Genomic DNA, 23,761 nt, shown 5'->3' on the forward strand with positions numbered 1-23,761 from the left:
CCATTGCGCAATATTCCTCACTGCTGCCTCCCGTAGGAGTCTGGACCGTGTCTCAGTTCCAGTGTGGCTGATCATCCTCTCAGACCAGCTAACCATCGTAGCCTTGGTAGGCCATTACCCTACCAACTAGCTAATGGTACGCGGACTCATCTTTCAGCAAAAGCTTGTAAACAGAGGCCTTCTTTGACTAAGCAACAGTAGTCACTCAGTATTATCCGGTATTAGCGCACCTTTCGGTACGTTATTCCCAACTAAAAGGCAGATTATCCACGCGTTACTCACCCGTGCGCCACTTTACTCATCAGCCGAAGCCAACTTTCTCGTACGACTTGCATGTGTTAGGCACGCCGCCAGCGTTAGTTCTGAGCCAGGATCAAACTCTCCAGTTTTAATCCTGTAAAGGAAGATTGCTCTTCCTTATTAAACTCGCTTGACATTTCAATAAATTAATAGGACCCACAAATTCATTTTCCCACTATTCAATTTCCAAAGAGCCTTCTTGAAACGAGCCATGACATTTAAATCAATTTGATTTTCTTGTCAAGCTTAATTTTCAATTTTTTTATTTCGTCAGTAACCAGGAATCATCCGACAACTAAGAGTAAAACCATCGGTGAACATGTTGAAAACTTCAACTACCTTCAAGCACATCTCTGACGAACAGAAGTGAGCTTCTACTCCCTATGGCAAAAACTGTCAAGAAATAATTTTAATTATTTTATAATTATTTTACAAAAAATTATATACGCAATTATAACAAATACTTATATAATAAATATTTATCAAACAAATCTGGAACAATTTTAAAATTCAGAACGATTTGGCCCAGGCTTCAAACCTGTCATACCAAACAATTTTAATCAACCTAAATAATTAATAATAAAAGTAAGTTATCGCTGAAAATACCCTGCAGCCGCCATTGCTTTTTATCATAAAAAAAGCCCCTGAATCAATGAACATTCAGGGGCTTTGCAAATCTCTTCACGGCCTGAAAATATCCAGGACCTATCATAAAATCATACTCTTAAATTACTGAGCCAGAGCGCCGGTAAACATTTCTTCAAAACACCCGTTAACTGCAGCCGGTTCACCTGCCGTAATATAGTCCAGATAGCCGGTAAGATGCTTCAATTCCGTCCCCAGATAGAACTTGTCCGACACGATTTTACCGTAATAGAAGGCAGCCTCGGCGTTTTCCCGGGCCTTGGCAACAACCGCCTCTCCTTCGATACCGCCGGCAATAGCCTGGAGCTTAGGAATAGCAATAGACATGGACCACAAATGCATCCAGGCGTGCGCTACCATTCTCATCGCCTGCTGCAGAGGCTGGGCAACCGCCAGAATATCGAGTATCTTCTTCTGGTCACGCAATGCAGCCAGATGCTGCACGGTTGCATCCATTTTTTCAACGGCGGATTTCATGGCCGTGATGTATTTTTCATCAACAACACCCTGGGCTTTTTCACAGGTCTCTGCGATTCTCTTTTTGAAGACCTTGAAGTTAAACATATCCGGATTCATGAGCAGCTTTCTCATCGTCAAATCCATCGACTGAATGCCGTTGGTGCCTTCATAAATGGCCAGAATCTTACAATCGCGCGCCAGTTGCTCGACGGGATATTCCGAACAGTAACCATAACCGCCGTAAATCTGCATGGCTTCTGATGTCACCAGCCACGCCAGATCGGAATTGCCCGCTTTGCACAGCGGAATTAGAAATTCCAGCAGTGCGGAAGCTTCCTTGGCCACATCGCCCTTGTCCGCATGAGCCACATCGGCGGAATAAGCGGCAAGCAGGGTCAGCATTCTCATGGCTTCCACCTGCGACTTCATCCACAGAAGCATCCTGCGGACATCGGGATGTTTAATGATCGGCACAGAGGTAAAATCGCCCTTTTTGGCCGGATCCGCACCCTGAATTCTGTTTTTTGCGTACGTGACGGCATGCATATACGCCGAGCTGGCGGTCCCCAATGCCTGCTGAGAAACGTCCAGACGCGCTTCGTTCATCATCTGGAACATGATCTTCATACCCTGACGTTCCTGCCCTAATAACCAACCGACACATTGATCATTGTCGCCGAAAGAGAGTGAACACGTGGCCGACCCTTTGATGCCCATTTTGTGCTCAATGCCCGTTGTCGACATATCATTAGGCTTGCCGACACTGCCGTCGGGGTTCACAAAGAATTTAGGAACAACGAAAATGGAAATGCCGGGCGTTCCGGGAGGATCACCGTCAATTCTTGCCAGTACGGGATGGATGATGTTTTCATACAGATCATTGTCACCGGCGGTGATGAAGATTTTCTGGCCGGTGATTCTGTAAGTTCCATCCGCCTGTTTGACGGCCCGGGTTTTCAGCGCGCCGACATCGGAACCGGCACCCGGTTCGGTCAGACACATCGTGCCGCCCCAGATACCCGCGACCATTTTCTCTACATAGATCTTTTTGAGTTCATCGGAACCGTGGTTGATGATCAGATTGCAGGCGCCGACTTTCAGTGTATCATAAGAACTGAAGGCCACACCGGCTGCGCAGAAATATTCCATGACAGCGCGGTAGATCGTCTCGGGCATGCCCGTCCCACCAAATTCGGGGCCGTTGCTCAAGCCCGAAAATCCCGATTCGGTGTAGCTTTTCATGGCTTTATGGAATCCCTCGGGGATTTTGACGGTTTTAGTCGCCGGATCATACTGAGCGCCCGTTTTATCGGCTTCAGCGTTGGCCGGATAAACCTGTTCGACCGCAATCTGTTCGGCCAGCTCCAGGGTTGCCTCATAGGTATCCTTGTCAAAGTCAGCAAATTTTTCATACTGATTGAGCTTGTCTGCATCGAGTGCCTCAAACAAGACAAACCTTAAGTCTCTTGAATCAAGTAACGGATTTAATGCCATAATTTTACTCCTCATTTTAGTTATTTTTTTCAGGCGATGCCCGCTGCCCTACCCTTATTCACACAGGATATTAGCAATGGTTCCCACCTGGTTCATAAAATTTTTTTTGTTGCTTAGCACAGTTAAAATGAAAAGTCATCATATCTCTGACTGATAGTATTACAAAAATTATCTTGTCGAAAGTCCAATCAGATTTAAGCTCTGCGCAGCAAGCAGAACGGTTTTACCCTTACTGCGAATTCGACATCGGCGGCTATATTGAAAACCCTGTTTTGCCGATGACATTTTCATTGATTCTTTTTTTATACTGTTTTAAGCAATGAGCATCAGTTAGATCTGCACGGATAATCACGATATATGGCAATATTTCAGCCGCGATCGCTTTTTCCAATAAAAATGAAGCAACGGAGGTAATCCATGAAATTTTTCAGGCATCCGCTCAGCAAGTCTGTCGCGCTTTTTGTTCCAGCCCTTATCATCGTCTTTTCCCTGAGTATGGACTGCGCCGCTTTCAATTTTCCCGCGACCGGCTGGCACCGGGGCGACGCGGCATTCGCCCAGGAAAACTCCCGAGCCGCTCTGGAAAAAGCGCTCGGTTCCACCAACCCGAATATCGAACTGGACATCATTGATTTTGTCGATTCTAAAGGCAATCGGGTCGGTCTGGTTTCACATGATTATTTAATGAAGAGGGCTACCGGCCTTGACGGTGCGTTTGGCGAAAAATACAACGACGTGTCCCGGCTGCCGCAAAATGCCGCCAACCCTGACTTAAAACCGCAGCCGTTCATGACGGTCGTGGAGTTATTCGACCTTATCAAAGAAAGAAAAGCCCGGGGCGTCACACCGATCGTGTCGCTGGATATGAAGGACGAAAGCAGGAATGCCGAAGCTTTCGCCAAATGGATAGGTGGAATGATCAGACAATATGGATTTCAGGATCATGTTTTTGCCTCTTCTTTTTTCTTAAACAACATCGCTCCTCTCAAAGCAGCTTGTCCGGAATGCCTGGTGGGAGGACTGGTTTTCAATGATCACTGGGGACTCCAATTCCTCAGTTATAAATATACCTCCCTTGATATAACCCCGATCAGCAAGGCAACTTTCTTTCTCGGTTTTCTGGGCAAGAAAGAATACCCTCATGATTTCGTATTAATTCAGGACGACATCTTCTTTGAGCAACCCGACCTGGTCGATTACTGGAAAAACACGCGCAAAGTGAAATTTGTCGGCGTCTTTGTTCATAATAAGACCCGCTCTTATGATGTGGCGCAATGGAATCTCTTAAAAAAAGTGGATTGGATTGAACTGGATCCGCCGCAGATGAGAGATTATCTTGAGATGAAAGCTAAAAAAGTATTTTAATTGATTATCGGAATAGGAGCTTTTAATATCATTTTCAAAATGAGACGGCAGATTTCTCATACCTATGCCGAACCACTTTAACCTTGACAAATGGATATGACTGTGGTTTACGCATTGCCTTATTACTTTTAGGGGTTTAAACATGAAAAAGACATTAACGAATAAATCAAATACCAAGAGAAAAAAATCACACGGATTTCTGGTCCGCATGGCATCCAAAACCGGCAGGCAGGTTTTAAGCCGCAGAAGAGCTAAGGGCAGAAAGAGCTTAACCGTATAACGTCGTGACTTTATCTTTTTACAGGAAGGGTGGGTTGCTATGCTGTGTATGAAGGCGCAATCTTTCCGAAGAGCAGAAAAAGTCACCAACAAAAGCAGGTATCGGATTATTTACGATCAGGGGGTCTGGAGAAGTTCGCGATTCTTTACCATGATAACATGCGGCAACTCGAATGGCGCCAAACGCCTGGGAATCACCGTCACGAAAAAAACGGGCAACGCCGTTTTCCGCAACCGGACGAAACGGCTGATTCGGGAATTCTTCCGCCGCAACAAAAACTTGTTTCCAGCGGAACATGACGTTGTGGTCATGGCCAAAAAAAACATGCCGCCTCTTACCTATCAGGAAACAGAGAGAGAATTGACCGAACTCTTCACACGGAAGGCCGGCAGATAAAAAATGCTCAGAAAAACGTTGGTAAACTTCTTTATTTTCATTATTCGTTTATACCAAGCCTGTATTTCACCATTCTTTTTTGCGCCAGCTTGCCGTTTTCACCCGTCCTGTTCGCAATATGCCATTGACGCGATTAAATTGCACGGACCGGTGAAGGGGGCCTTTATGGGCGCGAAAAGAATTCTGCGTTGCAATCCCCTCAATCCCGGCGGTTATGATCCCGTCAAGTAAACAAAAAAATTGGAGGTACTCTCATGGACAAAAGGACCATTCTAGCCGTCGCTTTGTCACTGGCCGTTCTTTTAGGCTATCAGTTATTTATTGCCAAACCGCCTGTTCCTAAAAATGCCGCAGCACCGCAACAGTCTGCTGATCAAATCAAGAAGGACAAAGCCGCATCAACGGTATCCGCTGCAACGGCAATAGCCACCGCGGCCAAACCCGCTGAAAGGACAAAGGCTGTCAAACCGGAAGCGCCGGCCCGCGACGTAACAGTGGAAACGCCCAATTATACGGCCATTTTCTCAACACGAGGCGCTGCCCTGAAATCCCTGAAACTCAAAAAATATTATCAGGATTGCTACGAGTGCACCGATGACATTTGGCCGAAAGTAAAAGGGATTTTCACAAACACAAAGGAAGCCGTCAAACCCAAAACAAAGGATTTTGTTGAACTGGTTGATGTTCGCGACGGCATGCCCTATCCGCTGGCCGTGACATTCCCGGACTCCAGCGCCGATGTCGCCCCGGATGCCGTTTTTGATACAACAGCGGGCAAACTGGATTTAATCAATTCCAAAGAAAAGCAGCAGCTTGTTTTTTCAAAATCTTATGACAACATCAAAATAGAAAAGGTTTTCACAATTGACCCGAAAGGCTATGTCATCGGGCTGGAAGTCAAGGTTTACAATCTGACGGGATCGCCCATCACGCAAATTCCCAGAATTAACTGGTACCAGCATGTCGATCCTCAGAAAATTGATGACGAATACGGACATGAAGGTCCCGCCGTCTCAGTCGGGGGCAGCATTGAAAGGCAGGAAGTCAAGAAGCTTGAAAACGAAAGCATTCTGGGTCCCAACGTATTATGGGGCGCATTTGAAAGCAAATACTTTATCGCCTCATTCATACCGGAAAAACCATCCGTGACCAGCGTCGCAATGACCCGCGATGCAAACAATATGATTGCCGTTGGAATGAAGGGCGGCAAGGAACTCATTCCCGGCGGACAAAACAGTGTTTTCTCTTACTCGCTCTATCTGGGCCCCAAGCAATATGATCTGCTGAAGACTCTGGGTGTCGGCCTGGAAAGCGCAATCGATTTCGGCTGGTTCTGGTGGCTGGCCATCCCCGCGATATGGATACTCAACTTCCTGTATGGTTTTGTCCTGAACTACGGCATTGCGATCATTATCCTGACCACGATCATTAAAATTATTTTCTGGCCGCTCGGAAATTTAAGCTACAAATCCATGAACGAGATGAAAAAGCTTCAGCCGAAAATCGAAGCGCTGAAGGAAAAATATAAAAACGACCAGTCCAAAATCGGGCAGGAAACGATGGCGCTCTATCGCGAGCATAAAGTCAATCCGTTTTCCGGCTGTCTGCCGATGCTGATTCAGATTCCCGTATTTTTCGGCCTGTATAAAGCACTGATGTATTCCATCGAACTTCGTCATTCGCCGCTGTTTTTCTGGATACAGGATTTGTCGGCTAAAGACCCCTATTACATCACCCCGATCATCATGGGCGCCACACAATTCATTACCCAGAAAATGACGCCCGCTATGGGCGACCCGATGCAGCAGAAAATCATGCTGTTTATGCCGGTCATTTTTACTTTCTTTTTCTTAAATTTCCCGTCGGGGCTGGTTATTTACTGGCTGTTCAACAATATTTTACAAATCGGTCAGCAATACTACATCAATAAAAAGCTGGCGGCATGATACCAGATGCATGGAGTTAACATGAGTTCAAAAACCTTAGAGATAGAAGAGAAAACCATTGACGGTGCTATTGAAAAAGCCTGCCGTGATTTTGACGTCCCTCGAGAAAAATTAAATATTGAGATTATTTCCGAAGGCTCCAGCGGATTTCTGGGCCTGATGTCCAAGAAGGCCAAAATACGAGCTTCCCTGCTTTCGTTCGATATGGATTTTTCTTTAGACGACTCTCACCGGCCCGCCAAACATGAAACCAGACGGGAAGAAAAAGCCGATTTCAGACCGGAAAAAAAGCCGGATAGCAAGCCCGGTATGGAGCGGGAAACAAAACAGGACAGGAAACCTGAAACCAAACGTGAAACAAAGCCGGAAGTCAGACGCAAAGCTGAGCAGCGGACCGCAAGGCCTGCCCCCAAAACACCCAAACCGCACGTTGCCAGACCAGCGCCCGCCGTGATCACACCGGCTGATCCTGCCGTCGTTCCCGAAAAATCTCCCGCGCTTGCCATCCCGGAAATCCTGGCGGTTCCCGCAACCACCCCCGCGGCTCTGAAGGCCCAGGACCTGCTTGCCGGCATATTAAGCAAAATGACCTTTGAGTGCCAGGTGACAGCCGCTGAAACGGACGACACGGTTATCCTCAGCATCGCAGGCGACGACAGCGGTCTTTTAATCGGCCGGCGCGGACAGAATCTGGACGCACTTCAGTACATCTTAAACAAAGCCGTCAACAAAGCCGATACGGACCGCAAGATGATCGTTGTGGATTCGGAAGAATATCGCAAAAGAAGAGAAGAATCTCTGCTCGGCATGGCCGAACGGATTCGGGAAAAAGTCAAAAAATCGCAAAAACCCCTGTCGCTTTCCCATATGAACGCTCATGACCGCCGCATCATTCACCTTGCATTGCAGGAAGATGAAACGATTGTCACCAAGAGCCGCGGTGAAGGCGAGTATCGAAAAGTCATCGTTCTGCCGGCCAGAAAAGGCAATAACGGCGGCAGAAGCAGAAGCCGGGAATAGACCGGACTTGCGCCACACCGTGAATATGAAGGGAAAGTGCGAGAAAAGTGGAAACACCGGACACCATCGCAGCCATCGCCACACCTTTCGGCACGGCGGGACTGGGCATCATCCGAGTCAGCGGCCCCATGGCCTCTGAACTGGGACGGCTGCTTTTCCGCCCCGCACATCAAACCTGCAATTGGCAAAGCCATCATTCATATTACGGCGACATCGTTAGCGCATGCGGCACAACCATCCTTGATGAAGTTCTGGTAACCCTGATGTGCAGCCCGCACTCCTTCACCGGCGAGGATGTGCTGGAGATTTCCTGTCATGGCAACCCGCTGATCCTTCAGACCATCCTTGAACAATTAATGACTCTGGGCTGCCGCCCGGCAAGGCCCGGAGAATTCACCGAACGCGCCTATCTCAACGGCCGGATGGATTTGTCACAGGCGGAGGCCCTGGCCGCCGTAATTTCCGCCCAGTCGGAAAAAGCCCGGCAAATCGGGCTGGCCCAGTTGAAAGGATCGCTGGGCCGTAAAATTGGCGACCTGCGGACGTTGCTGATTGACGCCCTGGCCGGGCTGGAAGCGGCCATCGACTTTACCGATGACGTTCATGAAGACGAAACACCGTCCCTGCCCCCGCAGATCCATGAGGCCATCGCCGGGATTGAACTGCTTTTATCCACCTACCGGCAGGCCCGGTTATTCACTTGCGGCATCAACGTTATTATTACCGGCAAACCCAATGTAGGCAAATCCAGCCTGCTCAACAGCCTTGCCGGCAGGAAAAAGGCGATTGTTACCGACATCCCCGGCACCACCCGGGACTTGATCCACCAGACCATTACCCTGAACGGCCTTGCTGTTCACCTGACGGACACAGCCGGTATCCGGAAACCCCAGGATGCCATTGAAAAAGAAGGCATCGATCTGGTTTGGGAACACCTGGAACAAGCCGACATCATCATCATCCTGCTCGACGGCAGCAAACCATTGACACCTGAAGACCGGCATGTTCTGGAACAAAACAAAAACCGCGACTGCAAAATTATCACGGCCATCAATAAATCCGATCTGCCCGCAGCCTGGAACCCTGATCTGCTCCTTGATTATCCCCTGCAGGGCCTCAATATTTTAAAAATATCGGCCAAATTCGGCGATGGGCTCGATGCACTGAAAAAAGCTGTGACCGATTTAACCGGTTCAAACAATTTCACAAGCGACGGAGGCATGATCACCCAGCTGCGCCATAAACTGGCTCTGGAAAAAGCGCTTGCCAGCCTTGCGGCAGCCCATGAAGCCGTCACATCCGGCCGCTCGCCGGAATTCGGCGCGTTCGAACTGCGCTGCGCCCTGGATGCTCTCGATGAAATCACCGGCAAAAAAATCCACGACGACATTCTTCACAAAATTTTTTCCAGTTTCTGCATCGGCAAGTAATTTGAAAATCGACCCGCTTTGTGTTAGAGTTTTGCAGGCTTCAACAATTTTAGACGTTGTTGATGACCACCGTAGCGCCAGAAATCCATAAGATGCTTGAATGACCGGATTCCCTCCCAAGAGGCTGTTTCGCCGGTGAACACAATAAAACGGTTATGAGGTGGAACCATGAAAATACAGTCCTGTTTGCTTGCCCTGATTCTATTGTCCTGCTTTGCCGTCCCCGACGCATTCTCGCAGATAAAATGCATCAATGCCGGCGGTGAAGCGGCGATTGTCAACCAGGACGTACCGTCAGCCAAGCTGGAAGCCGTCGCCCGCGCCAAATGGACGGCGATTGAACAGGTCGTCGGCACGGAGGTGAAGGCCGGCAGTCTGGTGCAGAACTTCACCCTGGTCGAAGATGTGATTAAAACCAAAGCAGGCGGCATGGTGAAGAGCTATAAAGTCATCGGTGAAAACGTCAAGGACGATATCCTGAATGTTAAAATCAACGCCTGCGTGGAACCATCCCAGGCCAGGGATGCCGTCTCGCAACTGGGATTAAACAACTCCATCGCCCTTTTCATTCCGGCGCGCAGACCGGGCCACCGGGGCGATGTGTTTGAAGAAACCAATATTTTATCCGAAACACTCATCGGCAAACTGATCGAACAGAATTACACGGTCGTTGATGTCGCTCCGACGCAGGCTATTGACGCCAGAGAAATAGAAAAAGCCATCCGGTCCAACAGCACACTGTCCTTGCGCAGCATGATGTACAAATTCCTGTCCAACCTGATTATCATCGGTAAAGTGGATTACACCATTTCCACCAAAAAAGGCGAAGATATCGGCTACGGCCTTTCCATGCCTTTCAACAACGTCACCGTAAGGCTTACTTACCGGATCATTGCCAAAAACAACAAGACCGGAAGCATGGAAATTCTGGCAAACGGCGTGGAACAGGCCAAGGGACTGGCCAACAACGTTGAAGATGCCACTGCGGAAGCCATGAAGGAACTGGCACAGAATCTGGCGCCCGATATTCTGGACAAAGTGTCTCAATACATTAAAAACAACACGAAGAAAGTGGCCGTTCAGATCAAAGGGGTTGATGACATCGATAAAGTCCTGGAGGTCAAGCAAATCCTGCAAAGCATTGTCTGGGTATCCGAAGTGCAGGAAAAACAGATGGGCGATTTTATGGTCAGCTATCCCGAAAACACCCTGTATCTGGCTAACAGCATCAAGCAAAAAGGAAATTTCAAAATTACAAACTTCTCAAATTATTCCCTGACGCTGGAGTATCTGAGATAACAAAAAAAGGTTCTTTGTTTCAGAAAGGGAACCACCCAATAAGACGAATAAAAATCAGGAGGGAAACATGTTCATTTTGCGCGGAAAGCCCCGTCATTTTAAGTATTTTATTTTACCGGTTGTGTGTGTCGCTCTGCTTGCCTTCTCCGGATGCGCCACAAAAATCAAAGTTAACATGCTCCAGCCCGCGCAATATCACGAAGCATCGCTCACCAAAGCCGTAGCCGTTCTGCCTTTTTCAGGCCCCGGCGGACAGGAATTTGCCGCCGAAATCGAAGGGGTACTGGCCGGAATCGGCATTGATGACAAACAGTATTTCACGCTGGTTGACCGCGCCTCCGTCGACAAAACCATCAGCGAAATGAAATTTTCGCAAAGCGGCCTGGTTGATTCGAGAACAGCCGTCAAACTCGGCAAGATGATCGGCGCTCAGGGAATCTATACGGGCGTCGTCACGCAAAACAACTATGATGACAGCCCCTATTCTGAAAGACGTCAAACCTGCACACGATATGAGCAGAAAAGAGACGACAAGGGAAGAACTTACCAGGGCGCCTGCCTTCATTGGCGCTATTATAACGTCAATTGCACAAGACGCGTCGCTAATTTTGCAGTCTCCCCGAAACTGGTCGATGTAACAACCGGCCGGGTCCTGTACTCCCGCAATCTCTCCTCGACAAAAGATTCATCCGGCTGCGAGGACACATCGCCTGCGGAAAGCGAAATGATTCTTCTGGATAAAGCAAAAAATCAGGTTAAGCAGGAATTCCGCCGCGATGTCGCGCCTTACTATGTGACCCGGGAAATCCGGCTGATGGATGCAACCGACGGCATCGAATCGAAGGAAGCCATTGACAAACTCAAACGCGGCATGGAATACGCGGACAAAAACCGCATGGACAGCGCCTGCGAACTCTGGGGACAAGCGCACAATATCGCCGCAGGCTCTTATGCCCTGCTTTACAATCTGGGCGTCTGCGCGGAAAGCCGAGGCGATCTGGACGCAGCCCTGTCTCTTTACAGGCAGTCCGATCGGATCCTTGGCAAACCGAACGACGATATTTCCCTGGCGCTTTCCCGTGTCGGCGAAGCCATTAAGAATCGCAGCAAGATAAAAGAAGCGCTGGGTAAAAAATAGAGCAGCAAAACCAAGACACAACCACCGGATGGCCTGGTGGTTGCGAAAGACCGTAAAAGGCGGCCGAGGTCATGCGCAGCAACCGGCGCGTAACCTGGCCGCCTTTTGTATGATTGGTTGGGCGGAAGCGGGATCTTTCCGCACATCAGTTCGGCGCGCAAAATCAAAAATGAAGAGGGACCGCGTTTATCATCACCCTGCCGGCTGATTCATAACAACACCTCCCGGAAACCTGTTGCCTTATTCCTTTTTTTCATCTGCGCTTTCCTCTTTGTCTTTGATATCCTGATTTTCCTCTTTCTTCTCTTCTTTTTTCCCCTCCGTCTTTTCCTCTTTCTTTTCAACCGGTTTTTTTAAAGGCGGCTCTTTTACGGGCGTTTCGGGTTTAAACGCGTCTCTGGCCATCGCCTCCAGATACCTCCGGCAGGCAATCAGAGCAGCCGATGCTCGGGTATGATCAATTTTTTCATAATACTTTAAAATCCGGTCGCCGATTTCCCTGACGCTGAAGGGTTTGACAATGTATCCCTGAATGCCCTGTTTCATCATCAGGGTCACATCATCTTTTTTGTTCAGACTGGTGGACATGATGATTGTCGTGGACTTGTCATTGAATTTGCTTCTGATTTCTTTCAGGACGGAATAGCCGGTCATCACGGGCAGCATGATGTCCAAAATGATGATATCCGGTTGCCACTCATTATAGCAGACCAGCGCGTCATGGCCGTTTGCGGCAAAGCGTTTTTCAAAAATACTGTCGGGCAAACCGCGATTATAGAGCAAATTGATATTCGGGCTGTCTTCGACAATCAATATTTTTATCTTGTTTCCTGTAAAATTCCCGTCCGATCCGATCAGAGCATTTATTTCATCATTACTCAGCATAAACAACCTTCACTTGATTCAGATAATTGGTCAGAGCATTCACACATTCACTGACGGCGGAAAGATTATTCGAAAGCGCCGCCCCCTCAATGGCCTTGCCCGTCTTACTGATATCGTCAAAACCATAACCGCTGCCATAGCTTTTCATACTGTGGCCTATCCTGCGAACGGTTCCTAGATCATTTTCAGAGAGGGCTTTAACAATCGCATCGATATCCTTTCTGGTATTCTCCATAAACTGGGGGATGAGGTCTTCCAGCTCCGGATCGATTTTTACGATGATGGCATTTTTTTTATCCGTCGTCATTTTAGTTTCTCCTGATGGGTTTGCTCCAGAATTGCCGCCACCAGCTCATCTTTCCGGATGGGTTTGGTCAGATGCGCATTGCAGCCCGCGGCCAGGCTTTTTTCAACATCTTCTTTGAAAACATGGGCGGTCAGCGCCAGTACGGGGGTCGGCCCCGCTCCCGTTTCTTCTTCCCACTTGCGGATTTCGCGGGTTGCCGTATAACCGTCCATCACCGGCATCTGCATATCCATGAGAACCACATCATAAACACCCGCCTGAAATTTGGCGAGCGCAACCTGGCCGTTCTCAGCTTCATCGATCATAAAGGGCGTTTTCTTCAAATAGGAGCGAATGAGCATTCTGTTGTTTTCGGCATCCTCCACCAGCAGGATTTTAAGCGGCGCCAGTTGATCAAACGGCTGAACCGGTGTTTCCATTTTGACGACAACCCCTTGAAGCCCCAGGGTCTTCATGATAATTTCCTTCAAATCGGATTTTTTTACCGGTTTGACCAGATAACCGGAAATACCTGATTTATGAACCCGGGCCATGTCAATATTGAAGGAATCCGACGTCATCATGATCATTTTGGAGTCGTTCAATCTGGGGTCGTTTCGGATAAACTCCGCAAGCTCAAAGCCGTCCATGCCCGGCATATGACGGTCCACGATAATCAAATCGTAAGGAAAGCTCCGGGATCGCATCTGCCGTCTGAGTTCCTTCATCGCATCCTTCGCGTCAAAGGCCTCGGTCACGATCGCGCCCCAGGGTGAAATCATTCGATTGACGATCAGACGGTTCGTGGCGTTATCATCGACTACCAGCACCCTCAAACCCTTCATATCGATCGCAGGCTCCTGCGTCTTGAGACCTGTATCTTTCTGCCGCCCAAACTTCAGCGTGAAGAAGAAACGACTACCACGGCCATCCTCGCTTTCCACGGATAGTTTCCCTCCCATCAGCTCCACCAGCTTCTGGGAAATAGCCAGACCCAGTCCCGTTCCGCCGAATTTGCGGGTCACGGAAGAGTCTGCCTGGGAGAACCGCTCAAAAATGATCGGCAGTTTCTCGGCGGGTATGCCGATCCCTGTATCCCGGATGGAAAAACGGATAGCGCATTCTCCGGGAGACGATTCTTCGTGAACCGCCTCAATCGAGACCGTGACCTCTCCCTGTTCCGTAAATTTTATAGCATTGCCGATCAGATTCATCAATACCTGCCGGAGGCGCTGCTGGTCTCCCACCAGGGCGGACGGCACATGATGAGGAATATCGATGATCAGTTCGATGCGTTTCTTGTGAGCCTGCAGCGCCAGAATCGCGGATATTTTTTCGATCACATCCACCAGATCAAATCCGGCATATTCCATTTCAACTTTGCCCGCCTCAATTTTAGAATAATCCAGAATATTGTTGATAATGCCAAGCAACGATTCTCCCGCATTATGGAAGGTCCGGACGTAGTTTTGCTGGTCGTCGTCGAGTCTTGTTTCCGCCAGCAGATCGGACATGCCGATAATGGCGTTGAGCGGCGTGCGGATCTCATGACTCATAATGGATAGAAACTCGCTTTTCGCCCGGTTCGCTTCTTCGGCCTTTTCCTTCTCCGCGCGCAGTTCTTCCTCCGCCTGCTTCTGATCGGTAATATCCGTAATCAGACCCAATGTCGCAGGCCTCCCCTCCCAGTCGATCAGGACGGAATTGTTCAGCGTCCATCTGGTTTGACCGCTCTTGTTCAGGGATCGGTATATGTAATTGGTGGGAGTCGCATCTCCGCCGATCTTCTGAAGATATCTCTCCATTACCAGTTTACGGTCATCCGGATGAACGAGGTCGAAAGCGGGAATCGACAGAAATTCCTGCTCCGAAAAGCCCGAAGACTCTATGGCCTTCTGGTTTGCGAATTTTACCATCCCATCCTGCACCACCATAATGATTTCGTTGGCGGTTTCCACGAGAAGACGGTATCTTTGTTCACTCAGGTGAAGCGCATCCTCCGCTTGTTTGCGTTGGGTGATATCCTGATGCGTACCGGACATCAGGAGCGGCCTGCCGTCTGCATCCCAACTGGCTACACTCCCGCGGTCAAGCACCCAAATCCAGCGGCCGTCTTTATGTCTCATCCGGCATTCGTATTCATAGTAAGCCAACTCGCCCCGGAAGTGCCTCTCGAGCAGATGATTGCTTGCCGCAAAGTCTTCGGGATGTGCAAATTTCATCCAGGTTTTAATGGAGATCGGGGACAACTCGCTCAGCGTATAACCGATAATTTCCGCCCAGCGTTCGTTAAAAACCGCTTCGCCTGTCTGGACATTCCATTCCCAGGTTCCGACATTGGTGCCCCGGATGATGCTGCCCAGACGCTGTCGCTCTTCTTTCAGGTCCGTTTCAACCTTCTTGCGGTCCGTAATATCCACCAGCGTGCCTTCGAGATACTGGATATCACCCGCTTCATCGTATACCGCGTAGATGTTGATGGACCCCCAGAAGCTGCTTTTATCCTTGCGGATCAATTCCACCTCATAGCCTTCCAATCTGCCCGCGCGTCTGATCGTCTGCAGCAGATATTCCCGGTCGGATGGATTCGCATAAAGTTCAAGGCCGATGTTTTTGATATTCTCGATCATTTCCTGCGGCGATGCGTACCCGAACATCTCAGCCACAGCGGAATTCAAACTGATGGATTTTCCGTCCATCGTATTCTGAAAAATCCCGTTGACGGAATTCTCAAATATCGAGCGGTACTTCTCTTCACTTTTTTTAAGCTCCTGCTCCATGTGCTTGTGTTCGGTCACATCACGCGAAACACCGACCACGGAGACAACGCTGCCATCCGGACCCACAACGGGCGTGGCGTTCGCCGCGTGCCAATGCCACGTGCCGTCGGCATGCCGGACCCGATATTCCGGACTCGGTAAAACAGCGGCGTCCTGAACCATGGAGTGAAGATATTTCAGGCAGACGGCAAGGTCATCCGGATGCACGATCAGCTGAAACGACGTATTGACCAGGGATGAAGGCAGGTGCCCGGTGATCCGCTCCCACGACGGTGAAAGATACGTGAAGATGCCTTCCACCGTCAGGTTCCAGATCAGGTCGGAGGAGTGATCGACCAGCAGGCGGTACTTCGACTCGCTTTCCTGAAGGGCCGATTCCGTCTGCTTGCGTATCAGCGCCTCCCCGATATGGTTGGCAAGGCTCTCCAGAGCGTTGATCGTATCGAGGCTGAACTGATTTTTCCGGCGGTCGTTGAGCTGCAGCAGACCGATAATCTGCTGACTGGCCCGGATGGGCACGAGTGCGATGGAAGCATAACCATAATGCATGCATTCGTTGCGGGGTTGGTGCCTGGGATCCTCTTTTGCGGGAAGATCAAGAAGCGGATAAGAATCGTTGGTCCAGAAGCTTCCACCCGGCGTAAAGAGCGGATGAGACGGATCGGTCTTTCCCGAGATGACCAGACCGCAGGTGCATTCCAGCATCACACTGCCGTCCGACCATCGGCAGGCGCAACCATTGTGGTCGCGGACGACCAGCGAATTTTCCTTCATCAGAAAATCGGCAGGGAAACCGGTCTGGTCATAATAAGGGTAATCCTCGCCGTTTTGCAGCCTTATTCCCACAGCATCGTGACCGGTTGCCGCTTTTATGGCGGAAAGAATATGGCGGATGGAATCATGATAATTGGATGATTCGTTGAGAATCGACAACACTTCGGTGGAAAGGCTGCGGTAACGTTCCGCCTGCTTGCGTTCAGCAATATCGCTCAAGGTCCCGATCATCCGCAAAACTTTCCCGTCCGCATCCCACTCAACCGCTTTGCCACGCGTAGACACCCAGGAGTACCTGCCGGATTTCATTTTCATCCGCAATTCAATATTAAAACTCTCACTGTTGCTGACGCTCCTGCTCAATTCCTGCTCGACGCGGTCAACATCTTCCGGATGCACCAACTCACGCCACTTCAAATATGACGATTCAAAGTCTCCATTCTGATAACCAAGCATGGTGTAATAGGAAGGGCTGAAATACGCGCGGCCGCTCGGAACATGCCAGTCCCAAATCCCGTCATTCACGGCGGTAAGCGCTTCGGAATAGCGGGCCTCGCTCGCCACGAGAGCCGCTTCGGCGCGTTTTCGCTGGGCGACTTCCCAGGCGACGTCGGCAAAGAAAGAAACCAGCGCCACATCTTCTTCCGTATAGTCTGCCGGTTTGTTCCCGATGCCCAGAATGGAAACGATCTTCCCGCCGCGCAGAATGGGCACAACCAGCTCCCGGATGACGGGGGCGTGGCCTTCCGGTAATCCTCTGCGGTGCGGCAGAGAGGCAAAATCATTATGAATGACCGGTTTTCCGGTATGTACGCAATCCGCCCAGACACCGGCCTCTTCAATCGGATAATGCAGGCCGTAACCCTCGGCCTTGCAGAATTCCCTCACCGTCCGGGTGGACCAGGCCTGCAATGAAAGCATTTTCTGATCACTTTCCACAAAATGATAGAAACCGATTGGACTGTCCGTTAACTTGCCGACCTCATCGAGCGCTCTTTGCAGGACGTCGCCCAGCGCGTGCGAAGCGGCAAATTCCAGCAGGTCGAGGCGCGCACGCAGCAAATCCTCATTACGTCTGCGCTCGGTGATATCGCGCAGTGACCCCTCAATACCGGCGGGTTTTCCATTGGCGTCAAAATAAAAGTGGGAGTTGGTGGAGGTAATAATGACGCGGCCGTCTTTGGCTTTGAGCCTGAGCTCATAATCGGTTACTTCTCCCTGCTCCATGATTGTTCTGACCAGTTCAGCTCTATCCTGAGAATCGCAATAGATGGTTTCCACCGGTTTCCCGATCAGGTCTTCCGGTCTGAAGCCCGCATATTTTTCAATCGAAGGGCTTAATTCGACAATAATGCCATCCTGATCGGTCTGGTAAAACACATCCTGAACGTTTTCGAAAATTTTTCTGAATTTGCCCTCGCTTTCGCGAAGCGCCTCTTCCATCTGCTTGCGCTTGGTAATATCCCGGGAGATGCCCAGAATGCCGATCAGTTCTCCTTGGGTGTTGCGCATACCGGTGATTGTTGCCTCCGTCCACACGGTCTTGCCGTTTTTGCAGGGCACTTCCCATTCACCGCGATATGCCTGCATGGTCGCTTCGCTTTGCACGGCGGCCAGACTGGATTTGGCAATGACCGCCGACTGCGGCGTCAGCGCCTCATCAATCGACAGTTGCATAGCCTCGTCAACCGTATAGCCGGACAACTTCTCCACGGATGGACTGACATAAGTATAACGGCCCTCAAAGTTCATGGTCCAGATCACATCCGAAACATTCTCCGCCAGCCGGCGATACCGTTCCTCACTGCTGCGCAGGGCTTCCTCCGTCTGCATGCGCTCGGTAAGATTGGTGAGGAAATTCAAGGTTCCGGGAGAGCCTTCCCATTCGATGATGACGGCATTGATTTCAAACCAGCAGACACTTCCGCCTTTGGTAACCGCTCTGAACTTGTATACCGATGAATCGGCCATGTCGCCCGCAAGACGCTTTTGATAATGCTGCACCACCATATCCCGATCGTCAGGGTAGATGAATTCCACAAACGGCCGGGTATAGATATCCTCCAGCGAATAGCCCATCATCCTGGAAAGGATCGGATTGGCATATTGGATCATGCCGTTCTGGACAACGAGAATCGACTGACCTGCGTTCTCGATCAGTTTTCTGTAGTGTGATTCGCTTTGCCGCAGTTCCTGCTCCGCGCGTTTGCGGTCGGCAATGTCACTTTCCAGATCGTTGATCAACCCGCGATTGAGCGCCAGAAAAAGCGCCAGAGTCATGGTAATCATCAGCATTTGGTAGATCATGATGACGGCCGTGTCGTATATGCCGGACAAAAACAGGTCGCTTCCGGAAGGCGTCGTCAGATCAATGAAGATACGGGCAACGCTGGCCGCACCGTATGCCGCAAGAACAATAGCCGCCGGCTTGATGACGCGTTCCTTGTCCGCATCCCTCAGGCGTATGATCCGCCAGATGTGCTGGGAGCAGATGAATAAGAGCGCTATGGATACGTTGAGCTTGCGCGCCAGAAGGCTGGGCTCGGCATAGGTGAAATAACCCTGAACCAGAATGAAAGCCGCAAGCAGAATGTAATTGAGATACTGTCTGCCTTTGATGTTCGCATAGCGCTCCACACCGATGCAGACCAGAAGGATCGCCGCCGGAATCAGAGCATTCCCGATAACAATGGAAAAAAAATCCGGAATAAGGCCGCGCAGGACAAGCAATAAAATTGCCAGGAAGTGTACCGCAAAGCTGGCCGGCCAGAACCCGATTGCCGAAAAGCGCCTGCGGTTCTGCGTCCACAGCGAAATCATGATCATGGTGCAAATCGCGTTGCTGATGACATAGCTGAAAAGAACCGTTTTCATGTCCAGAATGTTCATATCAACTCACTATTGCAAACAGGCAAATATTTTGTTCATGACGGATGCAAAGGCTTGATCAATCAATCTTTTTTTCCAAAAAACCCGGATAATGTTTTTTCGCGCATTCGGGACATATTCCGTGGCTGAATTCCGCTTCCGAATGATCACCGATGTATTTTTCCAGCCGCTCCCAGCTTTTTTGATCATTGCGTATTTTGTGGCAGAATGAGCAGATGGGGATAATGCCGCGCAAGGTATGGATCTGAGCAATGGCATCCTGGAGTTCTTTAATTCTTTGTGCCAGCGCATTTTGCAGCCGGACATATCTTTCGCCCACGCGGATTCTCGCATGAAACTCATCTTTATCAAAGGGCTTGGTGACGTAGTCATCAGCCCCCGCGTCCAGGCCTTCGATGATCGCGCCCTTCTCATCACGGACGGTGAAAAGGATAATATAAGGGGGACTGGAAGATTTCATCTGCCGTACATTTCTGATGACTTCGATGCCGTCCATACCGGGCATCAACCAGTCCAGAATTATGATTTCAGGCGAGTTTTCACCCTTGATGATTTCGAGGGCCTCCAGACCGTTGCCGGCGGTAACGACATCGTAGTTCCATTGCGTCAGGTATTTGCGCAAAAGATTGATGGTATTCGCATCGTCATCCGCTATTAACAGCCGCATTCTCTGCCTCCGTCTGTTTAAGCAACCGTGGCAAAGTATATACTGGTTCAGTGCTGAATTCAATCAGGAAGAACAAGCGGCAAAGTCACCCTGTTTTTCAAAGCAGGATGCCGGCGTAAATTTTCATAACGGCTTTTTTGACTGTTTGAGGTTGGGCTGCCTCGTGCAAACGGGGCATGTGTGCATCCTCCGGACCGAACATGGCAAACAGTCCCGGCGTCATCAGGAGGCTGGCGGAAGCCGATGGCGGTTTTACATAGCCTGTTTCATCCGCCACGGCATCATAAGGTTTGTCCACGGTCAATGACGAAGCCGGGTACCAGTCAATCCGCTCCGAGTTGACGATGGACGTATGAATGTCGAAATAAAGCCGGTGCGATTCCGGATAAACCTGTTTATCGCGGGGATCAAGCGTCTGATAACTGAAGACCTTCAGAATAATATCATCCCCGCAAATCTTTTTCTCCGTCTCCGGTGTGCTTTCATTCAGGGCTTTCAATTCGGCAAAGATGGTTTCCCAAACCGGATTTGCCAGATATTTCTTCCAATGAATCAGTTGATCAACAATCATGAAACTTCTCCGGATATTTTAATAATGGTCGTCCGTCCTGGCCTTCCCCTTAAATAGACGGTGAACAAAGATGGTATAGCCTGCGACTATCGGCATGCCGATAAGCGCAATGACGGCCATCACCTGCAATGTGTAGAGTCCGGTCGAACTGTTATAGATCGTCAGGCTGAAATTCGGGTTATTGGACGCGGTAATCAGACGGGGAAACTGAAGAGCGCCCGCGGCCAGAAACAGGCCGGTAAAGGATAAGGACGATTCCCAAAACGGGGCTGCTTCATGTTTTCTGCCGAGTGAATAATACAATCCGATAAGCCCGGCAAATGTGAACTCTACCGCCACATAAAATAAAATATTCGCCCACAGGCGATGAAATGCCGCCGCCAGCACAACAAAATAAATCACCGCTGCGACGGCATTGATCCACAGCAAAATCTTCACGGCTTTAAAGGAGCGCTCCTGCAACTCCCCTTCTGTTTTCATCACGGCCCAGGAGGCTCCCTGCAGCAATACCGCGGCCAGACCGGTCAGGCCGAACAAGAGCGGCACAGGCCTGAGCAGCGTAAAAAAGCTTCCGGCATATTCCATTTTCCCGGTCAGGGGCACGCCGTAAATCACATTGCCCAGAGCCACGCCAAACAACAAAGCGGCCAGAGCGCTTCCGCCAACGAAAGCCTTTTCCCACAGCCCCGCGCGCTCCGGATCATTGGCGCGAAATTCCATCGAGACCGCCCGGAAGATCAGCGCGAGCAATACCAGCATCATCGCCAGATAAAAACCGGAAAACGCGGTGGCATACGCATGGGGAAAGGCCGCAAACAGCGCGCCCCCTCCCGTAATCAGCCACACTTCGTTGCCGTCCCAGAAGGGGCCGATGGATGCGATCAACGTGTCTTTCTCTTCTTTTGTTTTTCCCAGAAACGGCAGCAGGACCGCCACGCCAAGATCAAATCCATCCAAAAGCGCGTACCCGAGCAGCAGCATGAAAATCAGCACAAACCACAGGATTTGAAAATTCTGGATATTTTCCATCTCGCCTCTCTCCTATTTTTCATAACCATAATTTTTTTGAATTCGTGCCGACAGGCATAAGTCCCCGTTACCGCAAGCAGGCACTAGATTGCCGGCCCCTGCCTGACAATTTTCACAAACAGCATGATAAACATCACAAACAAAAGCAGGTATACGGCGGAAAACATCAGCAGACTGAAGATCAATTCACCCGCGGACACTACAACCGACGCGCCGGCGGCGGTTTTCATCAAGCCCTGAATAACCCAGGGCTGGCGGCCAACCTCCGCGGTAATCCAGCCTGTTTCGTGGGCCAGATGCGGCAGCGGAATCAGGAAGGGAAGCCCCGCCAGATACCACGTCGCGGTATAAAGCTTTCCCGTCCACAAAAGCCACGCGCCCAGAAGCCCCAGGATGATGAAAATCATGCCCAGTGTAACCATGATATGATAGGACTGAAATACCAGATTCACCGGCGGCCAGTTTTCCGCAGGTGTTTCCTTCAGGCCCTTTATTTCCGAGTTTAAATCGAAGTTATACAAAAAGCTCAGCCCCCTGGGAATATAAATACCGTAGGTTTTTTCATTCTCCTCGTCAACAAATCCCATGACGTAGATATTCGCGCCGCGGGTCGTATGAAAGTGGCCTTCCATCGCCGCCGCCTTTACCGGCTGCGTATTGATGACCTGAATCGCATGGCCGTGCGCAGCGCCCAGCTGCAAAAGCGGCGTAATTGCAAAAAGAATAATGCCGAGTTTCAACATGGTCCGGGCGGTCTCGCCGTGCAGGCCTTTGTGAACATAGTAGCCGGCAATGCCGCAAACCATGACGGCGCTTACAACCCAGGTGGCAAGGACGGTGTGAAGAAAACGGGCAACAGTGGACGGGTTAAAAACGGCGGCGGAAAAACTGGTCAGGACAATCTTCCCGGCGGGGCTGATCTCGTATCCGGCAGGGGTCTGCATCCAGGAATTGGCCACCACAATCCAGAACGCGGAAAGATGCCCGCCGATAAAGACCAGAAGCGCCGCCACCCAATAGACCCCGGGCGACACTCTGTTCCTGCCGAAAATCAGCACCCCGATAAAAACGGATTCCAGAAAAAAAGCAATGACGCCTTCAGCGGCCAGAATCGGTCCGAAAATATCCCCCACCGCGCGGGAATACTGCGACCAGTTGGTGCCGAAAGAAAATTCCATGACAATGCCGGTGGCCGCGCCGACCACAAAGATCAGGCCCAGTAATCTCGCCAGAAAATCCGTGATCCGGCGATAGGTGTCGTCTTTTTTGACCAGATAAAGCGTCTCGGAGATCAGAATAACCAGGGCGGTGCCCAGAGTCATGGCCGGAAAGAGAAAATGGAATCCGATGGTAAAGGCAAATTGCATGCGGGCGAGAAGTAACGCGTCCATAGCGACCTCCATGATGTAAGTGACGGCAGAATATAGAATAACATTGCTTTTTTCAACCTTATTTTACTTTTCTTATTGTCATTTGTCGCGTGAATGTATATTCTATGACCTTATTAAGCAAATAAGGAGAAATGTCATGGAGAATCTGGTCAGATGCAAAGCTTGCGGTTATGTCACCGATCAATCCAATGTCCGGGATGTCTGCCCCGCCTGTGGCGTTCCGGCCAAGATGTTGGAGCCTTACACGCATCCCGTGTCCCTCAAGAGGAGAAGGATTCTGGATCTGCACACCCACCCGGTGATGGTTCATTTTCCGCAGGCTTTCTCTTTAACGCTGTGCATGCTCTCCTTCTTCGCTTTTTTTGTTCCACAGGCCCTCATGGAAACTCTGTCCTCCACGATAAAAGTCTTGTCGGTCATGCTGCCGTTCTTTTTGATCCTGGCGATAGCCACCGGTCTGACGGACGGTAAGTTAAGATTTCGGAAAATCACGACGCCCCTGCTAAAAAAGAAAATCATCCTGAGTCTGGTTTTTTTCATCACATCCATCGCTCTGGCCGCCATTGCCTTATCCGGACAGCTTTTAACATCTCCGGCACATATCATCTTTTTCCTGTTGACCATCTTCGTTTCACTGTGCGGCGCCCTGCTGGGTCTCATTGGCGGCGGGCTTTTAGATGCAAAATTCCCCGGTTGATTCTACCGGCCGGTCAATAA

At 50.0% G+C, this 23,761-nt stretch carries 19 protein-coding genes and 1 rRNA gene; 11 read left to right on the forward strand and 9 right to left on the reverse strand.

The features are described from left to right. Both CVU71_08440 and CVU71_08445 read right to left on the reverse strand, forming a co-directional pair. A 16S ribosomal RNA gene (locus CVU71_08440) occupies positions 1–389 on the reverse strand; the annotation flags it as partial. 640 nt (positions 390–1,029) lie between these two features. After that, a complete protein-coding gene (locus CVU71_08445; protein ID PKN18817.1) occupies positions 1,030–2,913 on the reverse strand; it encodes an acyl-CoA dehydrogenase in 1,884 nt (627 codons plus the stop codon). A 402-nt stretch (positions 2,914–3,315) separates the two neighbouring features. On the opposite strand from CVU71_08445, the gene CVU71_08450 reads away from it, so the two are divergent. The 10 genes from CVU71_08450 to CVU71_08495 all read left to right on the forward strand — a co-directional run bounded on the left by CVU71_08450 (position 3,316) and on the right by CVU71_08495 (position 11,980). Continuing rightward, positions 3,316–4,263, forward strand: a complete 948-nt coding sequence (locus CVU71_08450) for a hypothetical protein (protein PKN18818.1) — start codon at positions 3,316–3,318, stop codon at positions 4,261–4,263. A gap of 142 nt (positions 4,264–4,405) precedes the next feature. After that, positions 4,406–4,543 carry a 50S ribosomal protein L34 gene (locus CVU71_08455; protein ID PKN18819.1) on the forward strand — a complete coding sequence of 46 codons (138 nt, stop codon included), beginning with the start codon at positions 4,406–4,408 and terminating at the stop codon, positions 4,541–4,543. Between the two features lie 39 nt (positions 4,544–4,582). Then, the gene (gene rnpA, locus CVU71_08460) at positions 4,583–4,939 is read left to right on the forward strand and encodes a ribonuclease P protein component (protein PKN18820.1); all 357 of its coding nucleotides are present in this window, start codon (positions 4,583–4,585) and stop codon (positions 4,937–4,939) included. 3 nt (positions 4,940–4,942) lie between these two features. Beyond that, positions 4,943–5,170, forward strand: coding sequence for a membrane protein insertion efficiency factor YidD (locus CVU71_08465; protein PKN18821.1), 228 nt, complete (start codon positions 4,943–4,945; stop codon positions 5,168–5,170). A 23-nt stretch (positions 5,171–5,193) separates the two neighbouring features. After that, entirely contained in the window at positions 5,194–6,885 is a 1,692-nt protein-coding gene (locus CVU71_08470) for a protein translocase component YidC (GenBank protein ID PKN18822.1), read from the forward strand. A gap of 6 nt (positions 6,886–6,891) precedes the next feature. Continuing rightward, a complete protein-coding gene (locus tag CVU71_08475; GenBank protein ID PKN18823.1) occupies positions 6,892–7,905 on the forward strand; it encodes a hypothetical protein in 1,014 nt (337 codons plus the stop codon). A 47-nt stretch (positions 7,906–7,952) separates the two neighbouring features. Then, entirely contained in the window at positions 7,953–9,335 is a 1,383-nt protein-coding gene (gene trmE, locus CVU71_08480; GenBank protein PKN18824.1) for a tRNA uridine-5-carboxymethylaminomethyl(34) synthesis GTPase MnmE, read from the forward strand. 168 nt (positions 9,336–9,503) lie between these two features. Further along, a complete protein-coding gene (locus CVU71_08485; GenBank protein PKN18825.1) occupies positions 9,504–10,634 on the forward strand; it encodes a hypothetical protein in 1,131 nt (376 codons plus the stop codon). Between the two features lie 67 nt (positions 10,635–10,701). Next, positions 10,702–11,772, forward strand: coding sequence for a hypothetical protein (locus CVU71_08490; GenBank protein PKN18826.1), 1,071 nt, complete (start codon positions 10,702–10,704; stop codon positions 11,770–11,772). Positions 11,773–11,800: 28 nt separating this feature from the next. Further along, entirely contained in the window at positions 11,801–11,980 is a 180-nt protein-coding gene (locus CVU71_08495; protein ID PKN18827.1) for a hypothetical protein, read from the forward strand. A 32-nt stretch (positions 11,981–12,012) separates the two neighbouring features. Here CVU71_08495 and CVU71_08500 read toward each other — a convergent pair whose 3' ends face one another. The 7 genes from CVU71_08500 to CVU71_08530 all read right to left on the reverse strand — a co-directional run bounded on the left by CVU71_08500 (position 12,013) and on the right by CVU71_08530 (position 23,056). After that, positions 12,013–12,657, reverse strand: coding sequence for a hypothetical protein (locus tag CVU71_08500; protein PKN18828.1), 645 nt, complete (start codon positions 12,655–12,657; stop codon positions 12,013–12,015). Beyond that, complete coding sequence (locus CVU71_08505) at positions 12,647–12,964, reverse strand: Hpt domain-containing protein (GenBank protein PKN18829.1); 318 nt, start codon at positions 12,962–12,964, stop codon at positions 12,647–12,649. The genes CVU71_08500 and CVU71_08505 overlap by 11 nt, the downstream gene beginning before the upstream one ends. After that, positions 12,961–19,386, reverse strand: coding sequence for a hypothetical protein (locus tag CVU71_08510; protein ID PKN18830.1), 6,426 nt, complete (start codon positions 19,384–19,386; stop codon positions 12,961–12,963). The genes CVU71_08505 and CVU71_08510 overlap by 4 nt, the downstream gene beginning before the upstream one ends. Before the next feature lie 58 nt (positions 19,387–19,444). After that, a complete protein-coding gene (locus tag CVU71_08515) occupies positions 19,445–20,053 on the reverse strand; it encodes a response regulator (protein PKN18831.1) in 609 nt (202 codons plus the stop codon). A 97-nt stretch (positions 20,054–20,150) separates the two neighbouring features. Then, positions 20,151–20,624, reverse strand: a complete 474-nt coding sequence (locus CVU71_08520; GenBank protein PKN18832.1) for a hypothetical protein — start codon at positions 20,622–20,624, stop codon at positions 20,151–20,153. A gap of 18 nt (positions 20,625–20,642) precedes the next feature. Continuing rightward, positions 20,643–21,653 carry a cytochrome d ubiquinol oxidase subunit II gene (gene cydB, locus CVU71_08525; protein PKN18833.1) on the reverse strand — a complete coding sequence of 337 codons (1,011 nt, stop codon included), beginning with the start codon at positions 21,651–21,653 and terminating at the stop codon, positions 20,643–20,645. Positions 21,654–21,736: 83 nt separating this feature from the next. Further along, positions 21,737–23,056 carry a cytochrome ubiquinol oxidase subunit I gene (locus CVU71_08530; protein ID PKN18834.1) on the reverse strand — a complete coding sequence of 440 codons (1,320 nt, stop codon included), beginning with the start codon at positions 23,054–23,056 and terminating at the stop codon, positions 21,737–21,739. Between the two features lie 124 nt (positions 23,057–23,180). Here CVU71_08530 and CVU71_08535 point away from each other — a divergent pair, with 124 nt between their 5' ends. After that, positions 23,181–23,741 (forward strand): hypothetical protein, encoded by a 561-nt coding sequence (locus tag CVU71_08535; protein PKN18835.1) that lies wholly within the window; start codon positions 23,181–23,183, stop codon positions 23,739–23,741. Positions 23,742–23,761 lie beyond the last annotated feature (20 nt).

This window comes from Deltaproteobacteria bacterium HGW-Deltaproteobacteria-6 (assembly GCA_002840435.1).
Lineage (GTDB): Bacteria > Desulfobacterota > Syntrophia > Syntrophales > Smithellaceae > UBA8904.